Genomic DNA, 20,830 nt, shown 5'->3' with positions numbered 1-20,830 from the left:
AGTTCCGCGATGATCCCGTTGTCCTTCGCTCAGCGCCGGCTGTGGTTCCTCCACCGTCTGGAGGGACCGTCGGCGACGTACAACATCCCGTTCGTGCTGCGCCTGGACGGCCCGCTGGACACCGACGCGCTGGCCGCGGCGATCGGCGACGTCGTCACCCGGCACGAGAGCCTGCGCACCCTGCTGGTCGAGCACGAGGACGGCACCCCCGCCCAGCACATCCTCACCCCCGCCCAGGCCCACGTGCCGCTGCCGGTGCGGGAGGTGGCCGCCGACGCGGTCCAGGCGGCCGTCGGCGAGATGGCGTCCGCCGGGTTCGCGCTGGAGGCGGACCTGCCGCTGCGCGCCGGCCTGCTGCGGCAATCACCGCACCGGCACGTGCTGGTGTTCGTCTTCCACCACACCGCCGCCGACGGGGCGTCGATGGGCCCCTTCCTGCGGGACCTGCTGGCCGCCTACGCCGCCCGCCGCCACGGCACGCCGCCGCAGTGGCAGCCGCTGCCGGTGCAGTACAAGGACTACACCGTGTGGCAGCGCCAGATGCTGGGGGAGGAGGACGACCCCGACAGCGTCGCCGCCGAGCAACTCGCCTACTGGCGGGGCGAACTGGCGGGCGTGCCGCAGCCGGTGCAGCTGCCGCTGGACCGGCCGCGCCCCACCCGGGCCGGCCACCACGGCGGGCACGTCGACTTCCAGCTCGAACCGGAACTGATCGCCGCGGTGGGCCGGCTGGCCGCCGCGCACGGCGCGACCGCCCCGATGCTCGCCCAGGCCGTCCTGGCCGTGCTGCTGCACCACCTCGGCGCGGGCAACGACCTGACCATCGGCAGCCCCATCGAGGGCCGCGCCGATGAGCAGCTGGAGGACCTGGTCGGGTTCTTCGCCAACACCTGGGTGCTGCGAGTGGACCTGTCCGCCAACCCCACCTTCCGCGAACTGCTGGAGCAGGTGCGCGAGCGGGCGCTGGGCGCCTACGACCACCAGGACGTGCCCTTCGAGCACCTGGTGGAACTCCTCAGCCCCGAACGCACCACCGCCTACCAGCCCCTGTTCCAGGTCATGCTGGCCTGGCAGTTCGCCTGGTCCGACCTCGACGTGCCCGGCCTGCAGATCACCCCGCTCCCGGCGGGCACCGACACCGCGAAGTTCGACCTGTTCTTCAACATCGTCCCGGCCGCCGCCGGCGGCGCCTACGGCCGCCTGGAGTACGCCACCGAGCTGTTCGACCACACCACCGCCGAACTCCTCGTCGACCGGTTCGTGCGCATCCTCACCCAGGTGGTCGCCGCACCCGAGACCCGGCTGGGCGCGGTGGACGTGCTCACCGCCGCCGAACACGAGCGCCTGGCCCGCTGGAACGACACCACCGCGCCGCGGCCCGCCGCCACCGTCGCACAGCTGGTGGCCGCGCAGGCGGCCCGCACCCCCGGCGCCCCCGCCGTCCTCGCCGGCCGCGACTGCCTGAGCTACGGCGAGCTGGAGGTGCGCGCCGGCCGGCTCGCGGCGATCCTGCGCGAGCACGGCGTGGGAGCGGACGCCCTGGTGGCCGTCGCCCTGCCCCGCGGCACCGACCTGGCCGTCGCCCTGCTCGCCGTGCTCAAGGCCGGCGGCGCCTACCTGCCCATCGACCCCGGCTACCCCTCCGCCCGCGTCCACCGCCTCCTGGACAGCGCCGCGCCCGCCCTGGTCCTGACCGACCAGGACACCGAGCGGACGGTGGCCGGCTGCCGGCCGCCCGTGCTGCACCTGGACGGCCTCGACCTCGACCTCGCCCTGGACGGCCCGGTCGCCGACCCCGCCCACAGCGGCACCGGCCCCGACCACCTCGCCTACGTGATGTACACCTCCGGCTCGACCGGCACCCCCAAGGGCGTCGCCCTCACCCACGCCACCGTCGTCAACGGCCTCGCCGAGCTGCGCCGCCGCACCGGCGTCGGCCCCGGCGCGCGCATGCTGGCCGCCACCTCGGTCAACTTCGACGTCTCCGTGTTCGAACTGTTCACCGCCCTCACCAGCGGCGCGAGCGTCGAGATCGTCCGCGACGTCCTCGAACTCGCCGAACGCGACAGCTGGTCGGGCACCACCCTCAGCGCCGTCCCCGCCGTGTTCGCCGCCCTGCTGGACCAGATCGCCGCCGGCGGCGACGGCGGCCTCGACCTCGCCGTGGACACCGTCGTGTTCGCCGGCGAGGCCCTCTCCGGCGACCTGGTGCGCAAGGTGCAGGCCGCCCTGCCCGCCACCCGCGTGATGAACGCCTACGGGCAGACCGAGAGCTTCTACGCCACCACCTTCACCGTGCCCGGACCGTGGCCGGGCAGCGGCGCGGTGCCCATCGGCGCCCCGCTGGCCAACCTGCGCGCCCACGTCCTGGGCCCCGAACTCACCCCGCTCCCGCCGGGCGTGGCCGGCGAGCTCTACCTGGCCGGCCCCCTCGCCCGCGGCTACCACCGCAACGGGGCCGCGACCGCGGAACGCTTCGTGGCCTGCCCCTTCGGCCCGCCCGGCACCCGCATGTACCGCACCGGCGACCTCGCCCGCTTCGACGGCGACGGGCAGCTGACCTACGCCGGGCGCGCCGACCACCAGGTCAAGGTCAACGGCATCCGGGTCGAGCCCACCGAGATCGAGGCCGTGCTGGCCCGGCACCCCGCGGTCGGCCAGGCCGTGGTCACCGTCTGCGCCGACCCCACCGGCACCACACGCCTGGTCGGCCATGTCGCCCCGCGCGGCACCGACGCGGCCGGCGGCGACGTGGACATCAACGCCGCGGTGTCGGCGGCGGATCTGCGGCGCTTCGCCGCCAAACGCCTGCCGGACTACATGGTGCCCGCCCAGCTCGTCGTCCTGGACCGGCTGCCGCTGACCGCCAACGGCAAGGTCGACCGGGCCGCCCTGCCCGCCCCGGAGTTCACCCGCACCGCCTACCGCGCCCCCGGCACGGCGACCGAACGCGTCCTGGCCGACGTCTACGCCGACGTCCTGGGCGCCGGACAGGTCGGCGTCGACGACGACTTCTTCACCAGCGGCGGCGACAGCATCCGCTCCATCCAGGTCGTCGCCCGCGCCAAGACCCGCGGCGTGCTGGTCACCACCCGCGACATCTTCGAGCACCGCACCGTCGCCCGGCTCGCCGAACTCGTCGCCGAACGCGGCGAGCAGGAACGCGTGGTGCTGGCCGAACTGCCCGGCGGCGCCGTCGGCTGGGCCCCGCTGCCGCCGACCGCGGCCCACGTCCTCGAACTGGGCGGCGGCATCGGCCGGTTCTGCATGTCGGCGCTGCTGACCCTGCCCCGCGGCATCGACCGGGCCGACCTGCTCGCCACCCTGCAGGCGGTGCTGGACCGGCACGACGCGCTGCGCGCCCGCCTGGACCGGGTCAACCCCGGCCTGCGCATGCAGCCGGCCGGCAGCGTGCGCGCCGCCGCCCTGCTGCACCACACCCCCTACGACGCCACCCGGGTGCAGGCCGACCTGGACGCCGCCGCCGGCCGCCTGGACCCGGACGCCGGCCGGATGGCCCAGTTCGTGCACCTGACCACCCCGGACGCGGCCGCGGACCGGCTGCTGATCGTGCTGCACCACCTCGTCGTCGACGGCGTGTCCTGGCGCGTCCTGCTGCCCGACCTCGCCGCCGCCTGGAAGCACGTGCGGGCCGGGAGGGAGCCCGAACTGCCCGCCGGCGCCACCTCGCTGCGCCGCTGGTGCCACGCCCTGGCCGAGGCCGCCACCAGCGACGAACAGATGGCCCGGCTCCCGCTGTGGCAGGAACTGCTCGACGGCGACGAACCACTGCTGGGCGCGCGGGAGGTGGACCGCACCCGCGACGTCGCCTCCACCGTGGACACCGTCCGCGTGCAGCTGCCCGCCGACGTCACCCGGACCCTGCTGGACACGCTGCCGGCCGTCTTCCGCGGCGGCGCCGACGACGGACTGCTGGCCGGCCTCGCCCTCGCACTGGCCCGCTGGCACCGCGGCCGCGGCACCCGGCCCGCCCCCACCCTGGTCCGGCTGGAGGGCCACGGCCGCGAGGAACACCTCGTGCCCGGCGCCGACCTGTCGGCCACCGTCGGCTGGTTCACCGCCATGTACCCGGCCCGCCTGGACGTCACCGGCATCGACCTCACCGACGCCTTCGCCGCCGGCCCGGCGGCCGGCCAGGCCGTCAAGGCCGTCAAGGAACAGCTGCGCGCCCTGCCCGACCACGGCCTGGGCTACGGGCTGCTGCGCCACCTCAACCCGCGCACCGCCGCCGCCCTGCGCACCGCCCGCCGGCCGCAGATCGGCTTCAACTACCTCGGCAAGGCCTCCGCCGCCGACCTGCCCGAGGAGCTGCGCCACCTGGGCTGGGCCCCCGACACCGGCCACCAGGACCTGATCGCCGCCCCCGACGCCGACATGCCGGTGCTGTCCGCGCTGGAGATCAACGCGGTCGCCGCCGACACCGGCGACGGCGAACAACTGACCGCCTACTTCGGCTTCGCCACCACCGTCCTGACCCGCGAGGAGGTCACCGAGCTGGCCGGGCTGTGGGTCCAGGCACTGACCGCGCTGGCCCGGCACACCCTGCGCGCCGACGCCGGCGGCCTCACCCCCAGCGACGCCCCCCTGGTCCAGGTCGGCCAGCACGAGATCGACCGCTGGCAGGAGCGCTTCGGCGCCCTCACCACCCTGTGGCCCGCCACCCCCGCCCAGTCCGGCATCCTCTTCCAGGCCATGCTGGCCGGGGCGTCCTTCGACCCGTACCACATCCAGCTGGTCTTCCACCTGTCCGGCCGGGTCGACGCGCAGCGCATGCAGCGGGCCGGGCAGGCCCTGCTGGACCGCTACCCGGCGCTGCGCGCGGCGTTCGTGCCCCGCGCCGACGGCGACCTCGTGCAGGTCGTGCCCGAGACGGTGACCCTGCCCTTCCAGCACCTGGACCTGACCGCGCTGCCCGAACCCGAACGCGGCGAACGGTTCGAGGCCTTCCTCGAACAGGACCGCACCCGCTACTTCCGCGCCGACGCGCCGCCGCTGATCCGGCTGGCCCTCGCCGACCTCGACCCCGACCGGCCCGAACTGGTGCTGACCGCCCACCACGCCCTCTACGACGGCTGGTCCACACCGCTGCTGATGCAGGACCTGCTGCTGCTGTACGCCGCCGACGGCGACCTGTCCGCGCTGCCCGCCCCCCGCGACTTCGGCGAGTTCCTGTCCTGGCTGACCCGGCAGGACACGCAAGCCGCGGCGGCGGCCTGGGCGGCCGAGCTGGAGGGCATCGCCGAGCCGGCGCTGCTGGCACCGGACGCCGCCGGCCGCGACGACGGCCGCCGCGACCAGGTCGAGGTGGAGCTGGACGCGCAGGAGGCGCACGACCTGGTGCGCCGCGCCGCGCAGCTGGGCGTCACCGTCAACACCCTGGTGCAGGCCGCCTGGGGGCTGCTGCTGGGCCGGCTCACCGGCCGCCAGGACGTGGTGTTCGGGGCGACCGTCTCCGGCCGGCCGCCCGCGGTGGCGGACGTGGAGTCGATGGTCGGCATGTTCATCAACACCCTGCCCGTGCGGGTCACCTGCCCGCCCGGGCAGAGCGTCGGCGAGATGCTGGGCGGGCTGCAGAGCCGGCAGGCGGCCCTGGCGGAGCACCACTACTACGGGCTGGCGGAGATCCAGAAGTCGGCCGGGGTGCGCTCCCTGTTCGACACCCTCGTCGTCTTCGAGTCCTACCCGGTCGACCGGGAGGGCCTGGGCGCGGCCAGCGACGCCGCCGACGGCATCACCTTCACCGGGCTGCGCCCCTCGGCCGGCAACCACTACGCGCTGTGCCTGACCGCGGCCGCCGACCCGCACCTGCAGCTGGTCATCCAGTACGCGCCGGCCGTCTTCGACCGGCCGACGGTGCAGCGCCACGGCCGCCGGCTGGTGCGCCTGCTGCGGCAGCTGGCCGGCGACCCGGACCGCAAGCTGGCCCAGCTCGACGCGCTGGAGCCGGGGGAGCGGGAGCGGATGCTGGCCCGCTTCGACCAGGACGCGGCCCGCGCCCACCGCACCACGCTCACCGAGCTGGTCGAGGCGCAGGTGGCGCGCACCCCCCAGCGGGTCGCCGTCACCGCCCAGGGCGCCTCGCTGACCTACGCCGAACTCGACGCCCGCGCCGAGGCGTTGGCCGCCGAACTGGCCGCGCGCGGGGTGGGCCCGGAGCGCGTGGTCGGTGTCGTCCTGCCGCGCACCGTCGACACCGTGGTGGCGCTGCTGGGCGTACTCAAGGCGGGCGGCGCCTACCTGCCCGTCGACCCCGCCTACGCCGCCGCCCGGCTGCCGCACGTGCTGCCCACCGCCCGCCCGCACCTGATCCTCACCGACACCGGCCGCCGGCCCCTGGTGCCGGCCACCGACATCCCGCTGCTGCTCCTCGACGACGTCGACCTGACCGCCCCCGCCCCGGCGCCGGCCGCGGCGGGGCGGCGGGCCGCGGCCGGCCCCGACAGCCTGGCCTACGTCATCTACACCTCCGGCTCCACCGGCGTGCCCAAGGGCGTCGGCGTCACCCACACCACGGTCGTCAACGCCGTCGAGACGATGGTCGGCCAGGCCGGCGCGCAGGACGGGCGGCGCATCCTGGTGGCCGCCTCGTTCGGCTTCGACGTCGCCACCTTCGAGACGTTCGCCGCGCTGACCACCGGCGGCACCGCCGAGATCGTCCGCGACGTGCTGGAGCTGGCCGAACGCGACAGCTGGGACGTCGACGTCGTCTGCTCGGTGCCCTCCGCCTTCGCCGAACTCGTCGACCAGCTCGCCGACCGCATCACCCCCACCGCCCTGAACATCTCCGGCGAGGTGCTCACCCCGGCGCTGGCCGAGCGGGTCCGCGCCCGCTGGCCCAAGGCCCGCGTCATCAACAGCTACGGCCCCAGCGAGACCTTCTACGCCACCGGCCACCTGCTGGACCCCGACGAGCCGTATCCGGACGGGGTGCCCATCGGCCGGCCCTTCCCCGGCGTGCGGGCCTACGTCCTGGACCCCGGCCTCGCCCTGCTGCCCCCGGGCACCCCCGGCGAGCTGTACCTGGCCGGCGCCGGCCGCGGCTACCACCGCCAGAGCGCCCTGACCGCCGACCGGTTCGTGCCCGACCCCTACGGGCCGCCCGGCACCCGCATGTACCGCACCGGCGACCTCGCCAGCCTCACCGACGACGGCGAGATACGCCACCTGGGCCGCATCGACACCCAGGTCAAGATCCGCGGCTACCGGGTCGAACCCGCCGAGGTGGAGGCGGCGCTGACCGCCCACCCGCACATCGCCCAGGCCGCCGTCGTCACCCGGCAGCCCGACGGCACCACCCCCTACCTGGCCGCCTACCTGGTGCCCGCGCCCGGCCGGCCCGTCCCGGACACCGCCGCCCTGCACGCGCACCTGGCCGGCCGGCTGCCCGAGTACATGGTGCCGGCCGTCCACGTGCCGCTTCAGCGGCTGCCGCTGTCACCCAACGGCAAACTCGACCTGGGGGCCCTGCCCGCACCCGAACTGGCCGCCACCACCGCCTTCCGGGCGCCGCGCACCGCCCAGGAACGGGCCCTGGCCGCCCTGTTCGCGGACGTGCTGGGGGTGGAGCAGGTCGGCATCGACGACGGCTTCTTCGAACGGGGCGGGCACTCCCTGCTCGCCACCCGGCTGATCACCCGGGCCCGCGCCGAGATCGGCATGGAGATCCCCATCCGCAAGATCTTCGACCTGCCGACGGTGGCCCAACTGGCCGCCTGGGCCGAGGAGTCGGCCGTCCCCCTCCGCCCCGCTCTCCGCAGGATGATCGTAGAGGAGCAGAACTCGTGATTCCGCTTTCGTTCGCGCAGCGCCGCATGTGGCTCACGCACCAGCTGGAGGGCGGGGCCGAGACCTACAACATCTCCCCGGCGTTCCGCCTGTCGGGGCCGCTGGACCAGGACGCCCTCGCCGCGGCCCTCGGGGACGTGGTCGCCCGGCACGAGACGCTGCGCACCACCTACGTGCTGGACGACAACGACGAGCCGCACCAGCTGATCCTGCCCGCCGCCAAGGCGCCGGTGGAGGTCGCCGTCGTCGAGGTGACGCCCGAGGAACTGCCCGGCGCGGTGGACGCCTTCATCGCCCACCGCTTCGACCTGATGGCCGACATCCCCTTCCGGGTGCGGCTGTTTCGGTGCGCCCCCGAGGAACACCTCCTGGTCCTGCTGATCCACCACATCGCCTCCGACGGCGTCTCCGGCGGCCCGCTGGCCCGCGACCTGACCCTCGCCTACACCGCCCGCCTGAAGGGCCGCGCACCCGACTACGAGCCGCTGCCGGTGACCTACAAGGACTACGCGCTGTGGCAGCGCGAACTGCTCGGCGACGTCACCGACGCCGGCTCGCTGGCCGCGGCGCAGGCCAACTACTGGCGCAAGGAACTGGCCGGTGTGCCGCAGCCGCTGAGCCTGCCGCTGGACCGGCCGCGGCCGGCCACCCGCACCTCCCAGGGCGACTCCCTGGGCCTGGAGGTGCCCGCCCCGGTGGCGGCCGCCCTGCAACAACTCGCCGACGAGCGCGGCATGACCATGTCGATGGTGGTGCAGGCCGCGCTCGGGGTGCTGCTCAACACCCTCGGCGGCGGCGACGACGTCACCATCGGCAACCCGATCGCCGGCCGCACCGACGAGGGCCTGGCCGACCTGGTCGGCCTGTTCGTCAACACCCAGGTGCTGCGCGTCGACCTGAGCGGCAACCCCTCCTTCGCCGACCTGCTGCCGCAGATCCGCGACAAGGCCCTGGCCGCCTACGAGAACCAGGACGTGCCCTTCGAGACGCTGGTCGAGCTGATCAACCCCGACCGCTCCACCTCCTACCAGCCGCTGTTCCAGGTGATGTTCGCCTGGCAGAGCTTCGAGAAGGCCGACTTCGAACTGCCCGGCCTCACCGCCCGGTTCGAGCAGTTCCTCACCCACACCTCCCTGGCGGACCTGTTCTTCAGCCTCGCCCACGACCCGGCCGGGGCGCTGCGCGGCGACCTGATGTACGCCACCCAGCTCTTCGACCGGGACACCGCCGAACGGATCGCCGCCCGCTTCGTGCGGCTGCTGGAGCAGCTGGCCGCCGCCCCGCACGCCCCCATCAGCTCCCTGCAGGTGCTGGACGCCGACGAACACGACCGGCTGGTACGGCAGATCAACGACACCGCCCGCCCGCTGGCCCCCACCACCCTGCCGGACGCCTTCGAGGCCCAGGTGGCCCGCACCCCCGAGGCGACCGCCGTCATCGGCGAGGACGAGCGCCTCACCTACGCGGAGTTCAACCGGCGCGCCAACCGCCTCGCCCACTGGCTGATCGCCCAGGGCGCCGGCCCCGAGAAGATCGTCGCGGTGAAGATCCCCCGCTCCGTCGACCTGCTGGTCGCCGTCTACGCCGTCGTCAAGGCCGGCGCCGCCTACGTGCCGCTGGACACCGAACTGCCCGCCGACCGGGTACGGCACATCCTGGCCGGCGCCGACCCGCTGCTGCTGCTCGAGGACACCCTGCCCGACACCACCGGCCACCCCGACACCGACCCGGTGCGCGCCCTGTCCGAGGACAACGCCGCCTACGTCATCTTCACCTCCGGCTCCACCGGCGGCCCCAAGGGCGTCCCGGTCGCCCACCGCTCCATCATGAACCGGCTGGCCTGGGGCCTGGACCACTTCGACGTCACCCCCGCCGACCGCATGCTGGTGCACACCTCGGCCAGCTTCGACGCCTCGGTGCCGGAGATGTTCTCCCACCTGCAGACGGGCGCCGCCGTCGTCGTCGCCGGCGCCGAGGGCCGCCGCGACCCCGCCTACCTCGCCGGCCTCATCCGCCGCGAACGGGTCACCGGCGCGTTCTTCGTGCCCTCCCTGCTGTCGGCGTTCGTCACCGAACCCGCCGCGGCCGGCTGCACCAGCCTGCGCTGGATCGAGGTCGCCGCCGAGGCCTTCCCCGCCGCCCTGGCCAACCGGTTCACCGACCTGCTGCCCGGCTGCGCCGCCCACAACCTCTACGGCCCCACCGAGGCCACCGTGGAGATCACCGGCTACCAGCACGTGCCCGGCGCCGACCGGGTGCCCATCGGCCGCCCCATCTGGAACAACCAGGTCTACATCCTGGACGCGGCGCTGCGCCCGGTCCCGCCCGGCGTGGCCGGCGAGCTCTACCTGGCCGGCACCTGCCTGGCCCGCGGCTACCTCGGCCAGAGCGCCCTGACCGCCCAGCGCTTCGTGGCCTGCCCGTTCGGCGCGCCCGGCCGGCGCATGTACCGCAGCGGCGACCTGGTGAAGTGGAACAAGGACGGCCAGGTCGAATACCTGGGCCGCACCGACTCCCAGGTCAAGGTCCGCGGCTTCCGCATCGAACTGGGCGAGATCGAGCACGTGCTCAGCGCCCACCCCTCGGTCAAGCAGGCCGCCGTCGTGGTCCGCGAGGACCACAAGGGCGAGGCGCGCCTGGTCGCCTACGTCGAACCCGACCCGGACACCGCCGTCGCCGACCACGACGCCCAGGTCGAGGCCTGGCGCCGTATCCACGACGACCACTACGCGCAGGCCGCCGAGGAGCCGCTCGGCGAGGACGTGCAGACCTGGACGGCCCTCTACGACGGCGAACCCGTCCCGCCCGGCCAGCTGCGCCAGTGGCAGGACGCGGCCGCCGCGCACGTGCTGGCCCACTCCCCGCGCCGGCTGCTGGAGATCGGCGCCGGCTCCGGCCTGCTGCTGGCGAAGGTCGCCGGCCAGGTCGAGGAGTACTGGGCCACGGACTTCTGCGCCGCCGCGGTCAAGCGGCTGCGCGCCCAGGTCGCCGACGCCGGCCTCGGCGACCGGGTCCGCCTGCGCGTGCAGGCCGCCGACGACATCGGCGGCCTGCCCGCCGGCGTCTTCGACACCATCGTCGTCCACTCGGTGGTGCAGTACTTCCCCAGCGCCGGCTACCTCGCCCAGGTCCTCACCCAGGCCCTCGGCCTGCTGGCGCCCGGCGGCCGGCTGATCGTCGGCGACGTCAAGAACGCCGCCACCCTGCGCATCGCGGCGGCCGCCCAGCAGCAGGCCGCCCAGCCCTACGCCTCCCACGAGGAGATCCGCTCCGCGGTCGAGGCGGCCCTGCTCGCCCAGCGCGAACTGGCCCTGGCCCCCGAATGGTTCACCGACTTCGCCGCCGCGCACGGCACCGGCGTCGACATCCGCCTCAAGGCCGGCGCCGCGCACAACGCGCTGACCCGCCACCGCTACGAGGTCGTCCTGCACAAGGACCCGGCCGCCGTCCTGGACCTGTCCGGCGTGCCCGCGGTGCCGTGGGCCGAGGTCGGCGACCTGGCCGCGCTGAGCGACTTCGCCGACCACGCCCGCGGCCCCCTCCGCCTCACCGCGATCCCCAGCGCCCGGCTGGCCGAGGAGAGCGTCGCGGCCCTCTACGCCGGCGTCGTCGACCTGGATGCGCCCGCCGGCCGGCCCGTCGACCCCGAGGACGTCGCCGCCCTGGCCCGCCGCAAGAACCTCCACCCCGTCCTCACCCCCGCCACCGACGCCCCGCACAGCTTCGACGCGCTGCTGCTGCCCGCCCCCCGGCCGGTGACCGGCTCGTTCGTGCCCAGCCCGGTGGCCGGCCGGATCCGCGCCAACACCCCCGCCCTGGCCCAGGCGATCGGCCCGCTGCTGGCCGAACTGCCCGCCCACCTGGCCGCCCGGCTGCCGGACTACATGGTGCCGGCCGCGATGGTGGCGCTCTCGCGGCTGCCGCTGAACCCGGCCGGCAAGATCGACCGCTCGGCGCTGCCGGCCGAGCAGGCGCCCACCGCCGGCAGCGGCGAGCCGCGCAACTCCCACGAGGAGCAACTGTGCGACTTCTTCGCCGAGTTGCTCAAACTCGAGCGGGTCGGCATCAACGACGACTTCTTCGCCCTGGGCGGGCACTCCCTGCTCGCCACCCGGCTCAGCGCCCGCATCCGCAAGCGGTTCGACGTCGACATGCCGCTGCGCACCATCATCCAGTACCCCACGGTCGCCGAACTGGCCGCGCTGCTGCTGGTCGGCAGCATCCCCGGCGACCACGCCGACTCCTTCGGCGTGGTGCTGCCGCTGAACCGGGACCCCGGCACGGGCAAGGAGCCGGTCTGGTTCTTCCACGGCGGCGGCGGCCTGGGCTGGGCGTTCTTCACCTTCGCCCCGCACGTGCCGGACCGGGCCGCCTACAGCCTGCAGTCCCGCGGCTCCGACGGCACCGAGCCGGTGGCCGACTCGGTCGAGGACATGGTCGAGGACTACCTCGCCCAGATCCTCGCCGTGCAGCCCGAGGGCCCCTACCACCTGATCGGCTGGTCCTTCGGCGGGCCGATCGCCCACGCCGTCGCCGCCGCGATGGAGCAGCGCGGCCTCGAGGTGGCCCTGCTGGCCGTGCTGGACTCCCAGCCCGCCAACTCCGATCCCGACAACGGCTTCCGCGAGGTCGCCGGCCGCACCAAGGAGCTCTACCGGGCCGACGTCGAGGAGGTCTTCGGCAAGTTCATGAACACCGGCAACATGGACGCCTTCCTGGACACCATGGCCCGGGTCGGCGCCAACAACCTGCAGAAGATGGGCGTGTTCGACTCGCCCGTCTACCGCGGCGACCTGCTGTACTTCAACGCCAAGCTGGACAAGGTCGACGGCCTGACCTCCTACGGGCCCGACTGGCGCCCGCACGTGGCCGGCACCATCGAGGAGTTCGACGTGGACGCCACCCACCACGACCTGCACATGCCCAAACCGGCGGGCCAGATCATGCAGGTCATCGCCCGCAGGCTGGCCGCCCGGTGAGCGCCGCGGACGCGGGGGAGCGGGCCACACTGCTGTGCGTGCCGTTCGCCGGGGCCGGCCCCTCCTTCTTCCACCCCTGGCGAGAGCCGGCCGCCGGCCGCTGGCGGGTTACGGCAGTGGAACTGCCGGGCCGGGAACGCCGGCTGATGCAGGAGCCCTACCGCAACGTCGTCGAGGCGGCCAAGAACGAGATCGACCGGGTGGCGGCCGACCTCGGCCCCGGCACCCGCACGGTGCTGTTCGGCCACAGCCTGGGCGCGGTCCTCGCCTACGAGCTCACCCACCTGCTGCTCGCCCGCGGCGTGCCCGTCCAAGGGCTCGTCGTCAGCGGCTCACCGGGCCCCTGGACCCAGCGCGAACGCCGCGCGGCGGGCCTGCGCGGCGACGAATTCCTCGCCCGCGTCGAGGAGTTCGCCGGCTTCCGGCACGAGGCGCTGGACCACCCCGAGATGCGGGAGCTGATCCTGCCCGCCCTGCAGGCCGACTGCGAGATGCACGAGGCGTACCGGCCCAGCACCGACACCCCCGTGCCGGTCCCCATCTGCTCCCTGCGCGGCGACCACGACGGCCTGGTCACCGCCGAGGAGGCCCGGCAGTGGCGGGACGCCACCACGGCCGGCTTCCACTACACGGAGTTGCCCGGCGACCACATGTACCTCGTCGACCACGGCCCGCAGATCCTCGACGTCATCGAGGCACACTCCACCGTTCCTAATTAGTGAGCAGGAGTGAGTCTTGGACCCATACCTGTGCACTGCGGACATCCCGAACGGTTTTGGGTGTCCTGGTCGCCCGCTTTCGCTCCGCGTCCGGCGACACGGATCGTGTCCGTGGTCCGGGGATGTGGGGGCGGGTTCCCTCACGCCCTGGGGTGCCCGGTTCGGCCTGGACGGTCCGATGCCCCGCACAATCGCTCCGGTCGTGCGGGGGCGGTGCCGTCCGTCGCCGGATCGGGTGCCCCAGGGCGCGTCGTCCGATCGCGACAGCAGCGCTGTCATGTCGGGTGGTTTTGCGGTTCGTGCTGGTCAGCGGTTTCTGCCAGTGCTGGGCGCCCCACTTCGATGTGTAGGCGGGATCGACTGCGACCACCGTCACGCCGAGTTCGGCGGCCATGGACACGAGCCGGGCACGCAGCTTGGCCACGGGCATGCCGGAGATCAGCTTGCGGAACTTTTTGCGGCGGCCGTGCTTCTCGCGGGTCTTCTCCGCCGTGAAGTCCAGGTCCTCGATCGCGATGCTCAGGTTGTGCCGGGCAGCCCAGTGCAGGAGTCGGATGAGAGCTTGCCTGACCTGTGCGTCACGATGATCCGCGGAGCCGTCGAGCTGGTAGCAGAAGCGGCGGGGCTCACCGATCGGGTTGCCGTGCTCGTCCAGCCGCCAGGCGGCGAGATGATCGGCGTTGGTGTCCACCCCGGCCATGCCGCCGGCGCGTGCGGCGTCCAGGGAAACGGTCTTGACCGGCGGAATCGTCCACGACGCAGTCAGGTACCAGCGGCCCCGCTCCACGTTCTCGTGGATGCGGTAGGCCACGGCCCGGTTCGCGGTGACGCGATCGCGCCAGGTGTCGCCTCGGTAGGGGAATTGGACGGTGCTGGTGAGCACGTACCGGCCATGCCGGGCGTTGGCCAGGTGCGCCAGCGGTGTGGGGAGCTTGATGCTCACTTCGCCGTCCGGGGTGACGCGGATCGTCTCATTCCCCAATCGCTTCCCGGACTCCCCGTCTGCCTGGAGGAAACGCCGCCCGGCCTCCCACTCCCGGCGCCAGCAGGTCTCGGTGAGCTGGGCTGCCTCAAGGTTGTGCCGGGTGCGCGCCAGCCGCTTCCCTCCCCGCACCACGTGTACGACTCCCCACTCACGGTCGGCGCGTGCGGCCTCCAGCCGGTCTTCCAGCAGGTGGAGACGGCGGGTCTTGGTGAACCACTCCTGCGCGCTGCGGTATCCGCCCGGCGCCCTTTTGCTTCCCCTTTCACCGACCGGCAGGGACAGGCGGTGCGCGATGGTGCGCACCCCTGCTTCGAGGTTGTGGATATGCGCGAGCTGAGCCCGGCGGGACAGAGCCCACTGATCGTGCGTGGCCTTCGTGATCGAACCGGCCCACCTCGACGACGACTCCTCGGTCAGAGCGCGCTTGCGCTCCGCCCAGGCGTCGGTGTCATGGTCCAGCCCAGCCTGGCATCGGGCCTTGAGGTCCCGCCCGGCCAGCGTGCCCAGATGACCGCCGACCAGCCGCAAGACCTTCTCATCCTCGGGTGTGAGGTGCCCCAGTCGGTCGCGGATCGCCACCCCGGACGGCCCGAGCGCCACGAACGGCGCCTTGATTGCCCGCAACTTGGAATCAGCCACGTTCGGCGGCCTCCAGCGCGGCCCTGGCCCGGTTCTTCGCCGACCGGCGCCCGTACAGGCGGGCGCAGAACGACGTCAGCACCTCCACCATGTCCCGCACCAGGTCGTCTTCGACCTCGCCGTCATCCAGGACAACGAGACGGCGACCGTGTGCGGACAGGGCAGCCTCGATGAGTTCGACGTTCATGCGACCGAGCCGGTCTTTGTGCTCCACGACCACGCAGGTCACGTCCGGATCGGCCAGCAGGCGACGGACCTTGCTGCGGCTGCCGTCCATACCCGAGCCAATCTCGGACTCGACCCGGACGACCCTGCCGCCCGCCTTGACCGCCCACGCGGACAACCGGGCCAACTGCCGCTCCAGATCGCCCTTCTGGTCGTGGGAGGAGACGCGGACATACAGCCCCAGGCCGCCCACCGCCTCCGGAGCGATGCGGGTCTCGATGTTCACCAGGATCGTGCGCGGTCCGACCCGCTGAGCCGGTACCGGCAACGTCCCCTCACGGAACCAGCGATACGCGGTCTGCGGATGCACACCCTGCGTCTTCGCCCATTCCGTCAGATTCACACTCCGACAACGACACTCACTCACATGTGGTTACGCTCACTTATCCGATCTCAAGGGTCAGCAGTTGAAACCCCCTGACGGCACCACAACGCCCCGGCACGGGCTGGGGATCTGACCGGAGGGCGTCCGCGGCCGCGGACGCCCTCCGCGCCGTGCGGCGGCCGCGACGGGCCGCCTCCAGCAGCTCTCGAGGGGCATGGCAGGGCCGTGACAGGCCGCCGTCAGGCCGGCTGGGGACAGTGGCAGCATGAAGAGTTCCGCGATTGCAGTCTCAGGGCTGCGCAAGGCGTATGGCGACAAGGTCGTGCTCGACGGCATCGACTTCGAGGTCGCCGCGGGATCGGTCTTCTCCCTGCTCGGCCCCAACGGGGCGGGCAAGACCACGACGGTGAACGTCCTGACCACGCTGCTGGCGGCCGACGCCGGCACGGCGCGCGTGGCCGGACACGACGTGGCGAGCGCGACCAAGGACGTCCGCGCGGCCATCGGCGTGACCGGCCAGTTCGCCGCGGTGGACGATCTGCTGTCGGGCCGGGAGAACCTGCAGCTGGTGGCGGACCTGAAACGCGTGCCCGCGAGGGCCGAGGTGGTCACGCGCCTGCTCGAACGGTTCGACCTGGGGGAGTCGGCGGACAAGATGGCCGCCACCTACTCCGGCGGCATGCGCCGCAAGCTGGACCTGGCGATGACCCTGGTCGGCAGCCCGCAGATCATCTTCCTCGACGAGCCCACCACCGGCCTGGACCCGCGCAGCCGGCGCACCATGTGGGGCATCGTCCGCGAACTGGTCGCCGAGGGCACCACCGTCTTCCTCACCACCCAGTACCTGGAGGAGGCCGACCAGCTCGCCGACCGGATCGCCGTCCTCAACCAGGGCAGGCTGGTCGCCCAGGGCACCGCCGAGGAGCTCAAGCGGCAGATCCCCGGCACCCACGTGCGGCTGCGCTTCGCCGAGCCGGCCGAACTCGACGCGGCCGCCCGCCTCCTGCCCGGCTCCACCCGCGACGAGGAGGAACTGGCCCTGAGGGTGCCCAGCGACGGCCAGTCCCGCTCGCTGCGCGCCCTGCTGGACCGGCTCGACGAACACACCCTCAACGCCCAGGAGTTCTCCGTGCACACGCCGGACCTGGACGACGTGTTCCTCGCCCTGACCGACCGCACGGCCACCGGATCCGCCGCCGCCGGACAGGCGGACGCCGAGCGCGCCGAGGAGGCGATCGCACGATGAGCACCCTCGCCACCCCGCTGGCCGACTCCTCGATCATGCTGCGCCGCAATCTCAAGCACACCCTGCGCAACCCCACCACGGTCTTCAACGCGGTGCTGTTCCCCATCGTGATCATGCTGATGTTCGTGAAGGTGTTCGGCGGCGCGTTCAGCGTCGGCGACGCCTACATCGACTACGCCACCCCGGGCCTGCTCGTGATGGCCGTCAGCTACGGCCTGGGCGCCACCGCCACGGCTGTCAACGACGACATGACCAAGGGCATCATCAACCGGTTCAAGACCATGGACGTCTCCCGCGGCTCGGTGCTGACCGGACACGTCGTCATCACCACGGTGCGCTGCCTGGTCGCCGAGGCCGCCCTGATCGGCGTCGCCTTCGCGATGGGCTTCGACCCCTCCGCGAGCGCGGCGGACTGGCTCGGCGCGATCGGCCTGCTCGTCCTGCTCAGCTTCGGCGCCGGCTGGCTGACCGTCGCCCTGGGACTGGCCGCGAAGTCGGTGGAGACGGCCGGCCTGGGCACCGTCCCGCTGATCATGCTGCCGTTCCTCAGCAGCGCGTTCGTGCCCGCCGACACCATGGGCGCCGGCGTGCGGCAGTTCGCCGAGTACCAGCCCTTCACCCCGATCATCGAGACCCTGCGCGGCCTGCTGCAGGGCCACCCCTCCGGCTCCGACGCGGCCGCCGCCCTGGCCTGGTGCGTCGGCTTCGCCGTCGTCGGCTACCTCTGGGCGGTCTCCACCTTCAAGAAGCGGGCCTGACCCCCCGCCCCGCCCCGGCCACCATCACCCCCTTCCCCCTTCCAGCCGCCCCGGCGCCACGCCGCCGGGGCGGCTCCGTACGCCCGCCGCCGTACATCCCGCCGTCGGGTGGACGGTCAACGGCCCCCGCACTCCGCAGAGTTCGGGGGCCGTTGTACGCGGGCCGGGGGAGAGGGGAGAGGGGTGTCTCAGGCGTGGGCGGCCGCGGCGGCGGGGCGCCGGGCGCGCTGGTCCTGGACGAGCTTGCCCAGCCGGTCCACGCCCAGCGCGATCTGGTCCGGGGTCAGCACGCTGAAGGACAGCCGGGCCTGGTGGAAGCCGCCGGTGCCGCCGTAGAAGTGGTGCATCGGCGTCCACAGCACCCCGAACCGCGAGGCGGAGTACTCCAGCAGCGCGTCGTCGGCCGGGAACGGCAGCGTCAGGACGACGAACATGCCGCCCTGCGGCGTGTTCCAGGACACCTGCGGCGCCGTGCCCGGCGCGGGCGCGAACACCGAGCGCAGCCGCCGCAGCAGGGTGGCGAGGTTGTGCCGGTAGACCGCGGCCTCGCGGGCGGTGGCCCGCTTCAGGCTGCAGCCGTTCTCCAGCAGGTAGCCGCCGATGACGGCCTGCGCGACGGTGGAGGTGTTCAGCGTCACCATGCTCTTGAGCTTGGCCAGGTGGTCGGCGAGCAGCACACCGGGTGCCGCGCCGGCCGTGACGGGCTGGTCGGCGATGACGTAGCCCACCCGGGAGCCGGCGAACGCCGACTTGGCGAACGAGCCGAGGTGGACCACCTGGTGCCGCTCGTCCAGCGCCTTGAGGGTGGGCGGCGCGGCGGTGCCGGCGTGGAAGAGGGAGTAGGGGTTGTCCTCGATGACGAGGATCTCCTCCCGCGCCGCCAGCTCCAGCAGGGCGACGCGGTCGCAGCGCGACATGCTCGCGCCGCTGGGGTTGGCGAAGTCCGGCACGACGTAGCAGGCGCGCGGGCGCAGCCCCTCGCGCCGGGCCGCCCGGATCTGCCGGGCGAGGTCGTCCAGGTCGATGCCGCCCTCGTGCTCGCGCACGGCCCGCAGCGGGGCGCCGGCCACCCGGGCCGCGCCGATGAAGCCGACGTAGTTGGGCGTGGCGGCCAGCACGACGTCGCGCCGGTCGCGCACCAGGGCGCGCAGCAGCAGCACCATCGCCTCCTGGCAGCCGGTGGTGACCACGATGCTCTCCGGGTCCACCGTCAGGCCCTCGTCGATCTGCAGCTGGCGGGCGATGAGTTCGTGGATGAACCCCTTGGTGCGGCCGTACTGGAAGAACGTGCGCCGCACCAGCTCCGCGGGCAGGCCCTTGTCGTGCTCGAGGTGACGGCGGAACGTGGCGAGATGACGGGCGAGGTCGTCGACGTCGTAGAAGCCCTCGAACGGCCGGCCGGCCGAGAAGGAGACCGCGTCCGGATACCGTCCCGCGAGTTCGTTGAGCAAGGTCATGGAGGTGAGCGCGGGATCGTCGACCGAGGCGTGCAGATCGGTGACACTCAGCCGCATCGGCCCTGGTTTTGGGGGCATAGTCGCGTCATCCTCATCCGCCGGACAACTCAGCCTCGAGCTGGTGTCGTTGATGTAGGGCAGTGCTCCATGGAATTCCCGATCGCGGGCTTTCAAGAATAGAACTCCGCCCGGCGGGACGTGAAGAGCGAACCTGCCCGCCGCGGTGAAGGCACCTCTTTTCCACCGTCCCGTCGGCGGGACACCGGCCTTCCGCCGAAGGCCCCGAAAGGCCCCTTCCCGCGGGGCTTTCGGACATTGACACCCCCTGCCCGGCGGACAGAGTATGGGATTGCTGAGGAATGGCGAGAAAGCTCAGGGCCTGCCGCCGCGACGTGGCCGGAGCTGACCCGGCCCGGTCGAATCGCGACAGGGCATGAGCCGTCGATCCGCACACCACGAAGCGAGCCGCCCGGCCGATCATCCACCGCATTGTCCTGGCGCTGCCGCACGGGCATTCCGGTTCGGCCACCTCTCCATATCCGGATTTCCGGGAGTGAACTCGACGAGCGGCAGCGCCGTGTGCGCCTCGCCGCCGGAAGAGAGCCGTTTCCCGCCGAGCGGCGGTACTTGACACCTGAGAAGGAGCTGACGCATGACCACACTTGGCGACGGGGTCTTGGAGAAGGCCGCGGCGGAATACGCCGAGCAGGGTTTCTCCATCATCCGCAACGTCGTGCCGCAGGACCTCCTGGAGGAGGTGGCAGCCCACGTCGACTGGCTCACCCGCAAGTATCCGGACCTGCGCCCCGAGCACTTCCACCACCCGCTGATCCGCAACGACGCCTTCTGGGCCCGGCTGGTCTCCGACCGCCGCCTGGTGGACATCGCGGAGTTCTTCCTCGGCCCGGACCTGGCCTGCTTCACCGCCCACTACATCTGCAAGCCGCCCTACGACGGGCAGCCCGTGCTGTGGCACCAGGACGGCGCCTACTGGTCGCTGAGCCCCATGCAGGCGCTGACGGTGTGGCTGGCGGTGGACGAGTCCACCACCGAGAACGGCTGCCTGCGGATGATCCCCGGCAGCCATGTGCTGCCGCTGCACAAGCCGTCGGTGCGCACCGACACCGACAACATGCTCTTCTCCGCCTCCGACGAGGACCTGGTGCGCGAGTGGGCCGAGGAGCGCGGCGTCGTGGACATCGAGCTGCAGCCCGGTGACGTGTCCATCCACCACCCCAACCTGCTGCACTGCTCGGAGCCCAACACCTCCGCCAAGCGGCGCTGCGGCCTGGACATGGGCTACATCTCCACCACCACCCGCATCCACAGCGACGGGATCTACCTCGACCCGCTGCTGGTGCGCGGCACCGACGAGGCCGGCCTGAACACCTACCGCCCCTTCCCCGCCTTCCAGGAGGGCGAGACGGTGCCCTTCGCCGGGCAGGACGCCTGGGACGCCCGGGTGGCGCAGCTGAACGCGGCGCTGCCGGCCCGCTCCGCGGGACCGGTCGAGGAGAGCCCCCTGGACACCACCCGGCACATGATCGACCGGCTGCGGGCGGGCACCGCCAAGCGCTGACACCCCCGGGCCCGGGCGGCGGGGGGGCCCCCCCCCCCCCCCCCCGGGGGGGGGGGCCCCCCGGCGGGGGGGGGGGGGGGCCCCCCGCCCCCCCCCCCCCCCCCCCCCCCGC

General features: G+C 73.2%; 9 protein-coding genes. 6 read left to right on the top strand and 3 right to left on the bottom strand.

The genetic code is table 11. The features are described from left to right. Positions 1 to 9: 9 nt before the first annotated feature. Genes ACIRPX_RS41780 through ACIRPX_RS41770 form a run of 3 tightly spaced genes read left to right on the top strand, consistent with a single transcriptional unit; the run spans position 10 to position 13,504 of the window. A complete protein-coding gene (locus ACIRPX_RS41780) occupies positions 10 to 7,806 on the top strand; it encodes an amino acid adenylation domain-containing protein (protein ID WP_404205337.1) in 7,797 nt (2,598 codons plus the stop codon). Then, on the top strand, positions 7,803 to 12,785 hold the full coding sequence (locus ACIRPX_RS41775) for an amino acid adenylation domain-containing protein (RefSeq protein ID WP_404205336.1): 4,983 nt from the start codon (positions 7,803 to 7,805) through the stop codon (positions 12,783 to 12,785). The genes ACIRPX_RS41780 and ACIRPX_RS41775 overlap by 4 nt, the downstream gene beginning before the upstream one ends. Then, positions 12,782 to 13,504, top strand: coding sequence for a thioesterase II family protein (locus ACIRPX_RS41770; RefSeq protein WP_404205335.1), 723 nt, complete (start codon positions 12,782 to 12,784; stop codon positions 13,502 to 13,504). Before ACIRPX_RS41775 ends, ACIRPX_RS41770 begins: the two co-directional genes overlap by 4 nt. On the opposite strand, the gene ACIRPX_RS41765 is transcribed toward ACIRPX_RS41770, so the two are convergent. Together ACIRPX_RS41765 and ACIRPX_RS41760 are read right to left on the bottom strand one after the other, a co-directional pair. After that, positions 13,497 to 15,128 carry an IS200/IS605 family accessory protein TnpB-related protein gene (locus ACIRPX_RS41765; protein ID WP_404205334.1) on the bottom strand — a complete coding sequence of 544 codons (1,632 nt, stop codon included), beginning with the start codon at positions 15,126 to 15,128 and terminating at the stop codon, positions 13,497 to 13,499. The genes ACIRPX_RS41770 and ACIRPX_RS41765 overlap by 8 nt on opposite strands. Continuing rightward, on the bottom strand, positions 15,121 to 15,696 hold the full coding sequence (locus ACIRPX_RS41760; protein ID WP_404205333.1) for an IS607 family transposase: 576 nt from the start codon (positions 15,694 to 15,696) through the stop codon (positions 15,121 to 15,123). The genes ACIRPX_RS41765 and ACIRPX_RS41760 overlap by 8 nt, the downstream gene beginning before the upstream one ends. A 247-nt stretch (positions 15,697 to 15,943) precedes the next feature. Here ACIRPX_RS41760 and ACIRPX_RS41755 point away from each other — a divergent pair, with 247 nt between their 5' ends. Further along, positions 15,944 to 16,924, top strand: a complete 981-nt coding sequence (locus ACIRPX_RS41755; protein WP_404205332.1) for an ATP-binding cassette domain-containing protein — start codon at positions 15,944 to 15,946, stop codon at positions 16,922 to 16,924. Beyond that, on the top strand, positions 16,921 to 17,682 hold the full coding sequence (locus ACIRPX_RS41750; protein ID WP_404205331.1) for an ABC transporter permease: 762 nt from the start codon (positions 16,921 to 16,923) through the stop codon (positions 17,680 to 17,682). Before ACIRPX_RS41755 ends, ACIRPX_RS41750 begins: the two co-directional genes overlap by 4 nt. Before the next feature lie 188 nt (positions 17,683 to 17,870). On the opposite strand, the gene ACIRPX_RS41745 is transcribed toward ACIRPX_RS41750, so the two are convergent. After that, the gene (locus tag ACIRPX_RS41745; protein ID WP_404205329.1) at positions 17,871 to 19,196 is read right to left on the bottom strand and encodes a PLP-dependent aminotransferase family protein; all 1,326 of its coding nucleotides are present in this window, start codon (positions 19,194 to 19,196) and stop codon (positions 17,871 to 17,873) included. A gap of 595 nt (positions 19,197 to 19,791) precedes the next feature. On the opposite strand from ACIRPX_RS41745, the gene ACIRPX_RS41740 reads away from it, so the two are divergent. After that, positions 19,792 to 20,718, top strand: coding sequence for a phytanoyl-CoA dioxygenase family protein (locus ACIRPX_RS41740; protein WP_404205328.1), 927 nt, complete (start codon positions 19,792 to 19,794; stop codon positions 20,716 to 20,718). Positions 20,719 to 20,830 lie beyond the last annotated feature (112 nt).

It is taken from the genome of Streptomyces sp. NPDC101225, from assembly GCF_044767585.1.
Lineage (GTDB): Bacteria > Actinomycetota > Actinomycetes > Streptomycetales > Streptomycetaceae > Streptomyces.
The sequence above is the reverse complement of the archived record's forward strand: the minus strand, read 5'-3'. Positions and strand labels throughout refer to the sequence as shown.

What these genes read in the sequence shown, in the direction of transcription:
- ACIRPX_RS41780 (WP_404205337.1), top strand. Translation starts at nt 10, where the DNA reads ATGATCCCGTTGTCCTTCGCTCAGCGCCGGCTGTGGTTCCTCCACCGT.
- ACIRPX_RS41755 (WP_404205332.1), top strand. Translation starts at nt 15,944, where the DNA reads ATGAAGAGTTCCGCGATTGCAGTCTCAGGGCTGCGCAAGGCGTATGGC.
- ACIRPX_RS41750 (WP_404205331.1), top strand. Translation starts at nt 16,921, where the DNA reads ATGAGCACCCTCGCCACCCCGCTGGCCGACTCCTCGATCATGCTGCGC.
- ACIRPX_RS41745 (WP_404205329.1), bottom strand. Translation starts at nt 19,196, where the DNA reads ATGCGGCTGAGTGTCACCGATCTGCACGCCTCGGTCGACGATCCCGCG.
- ACIRPX_RS41740 (WP_404205328.1), top strand. Translation starts at nt 19,792, where the DNA reads ATGACCACACTTGGCGACGGGGTCTTGGAGAAGGCCGCGGCGGAATAC.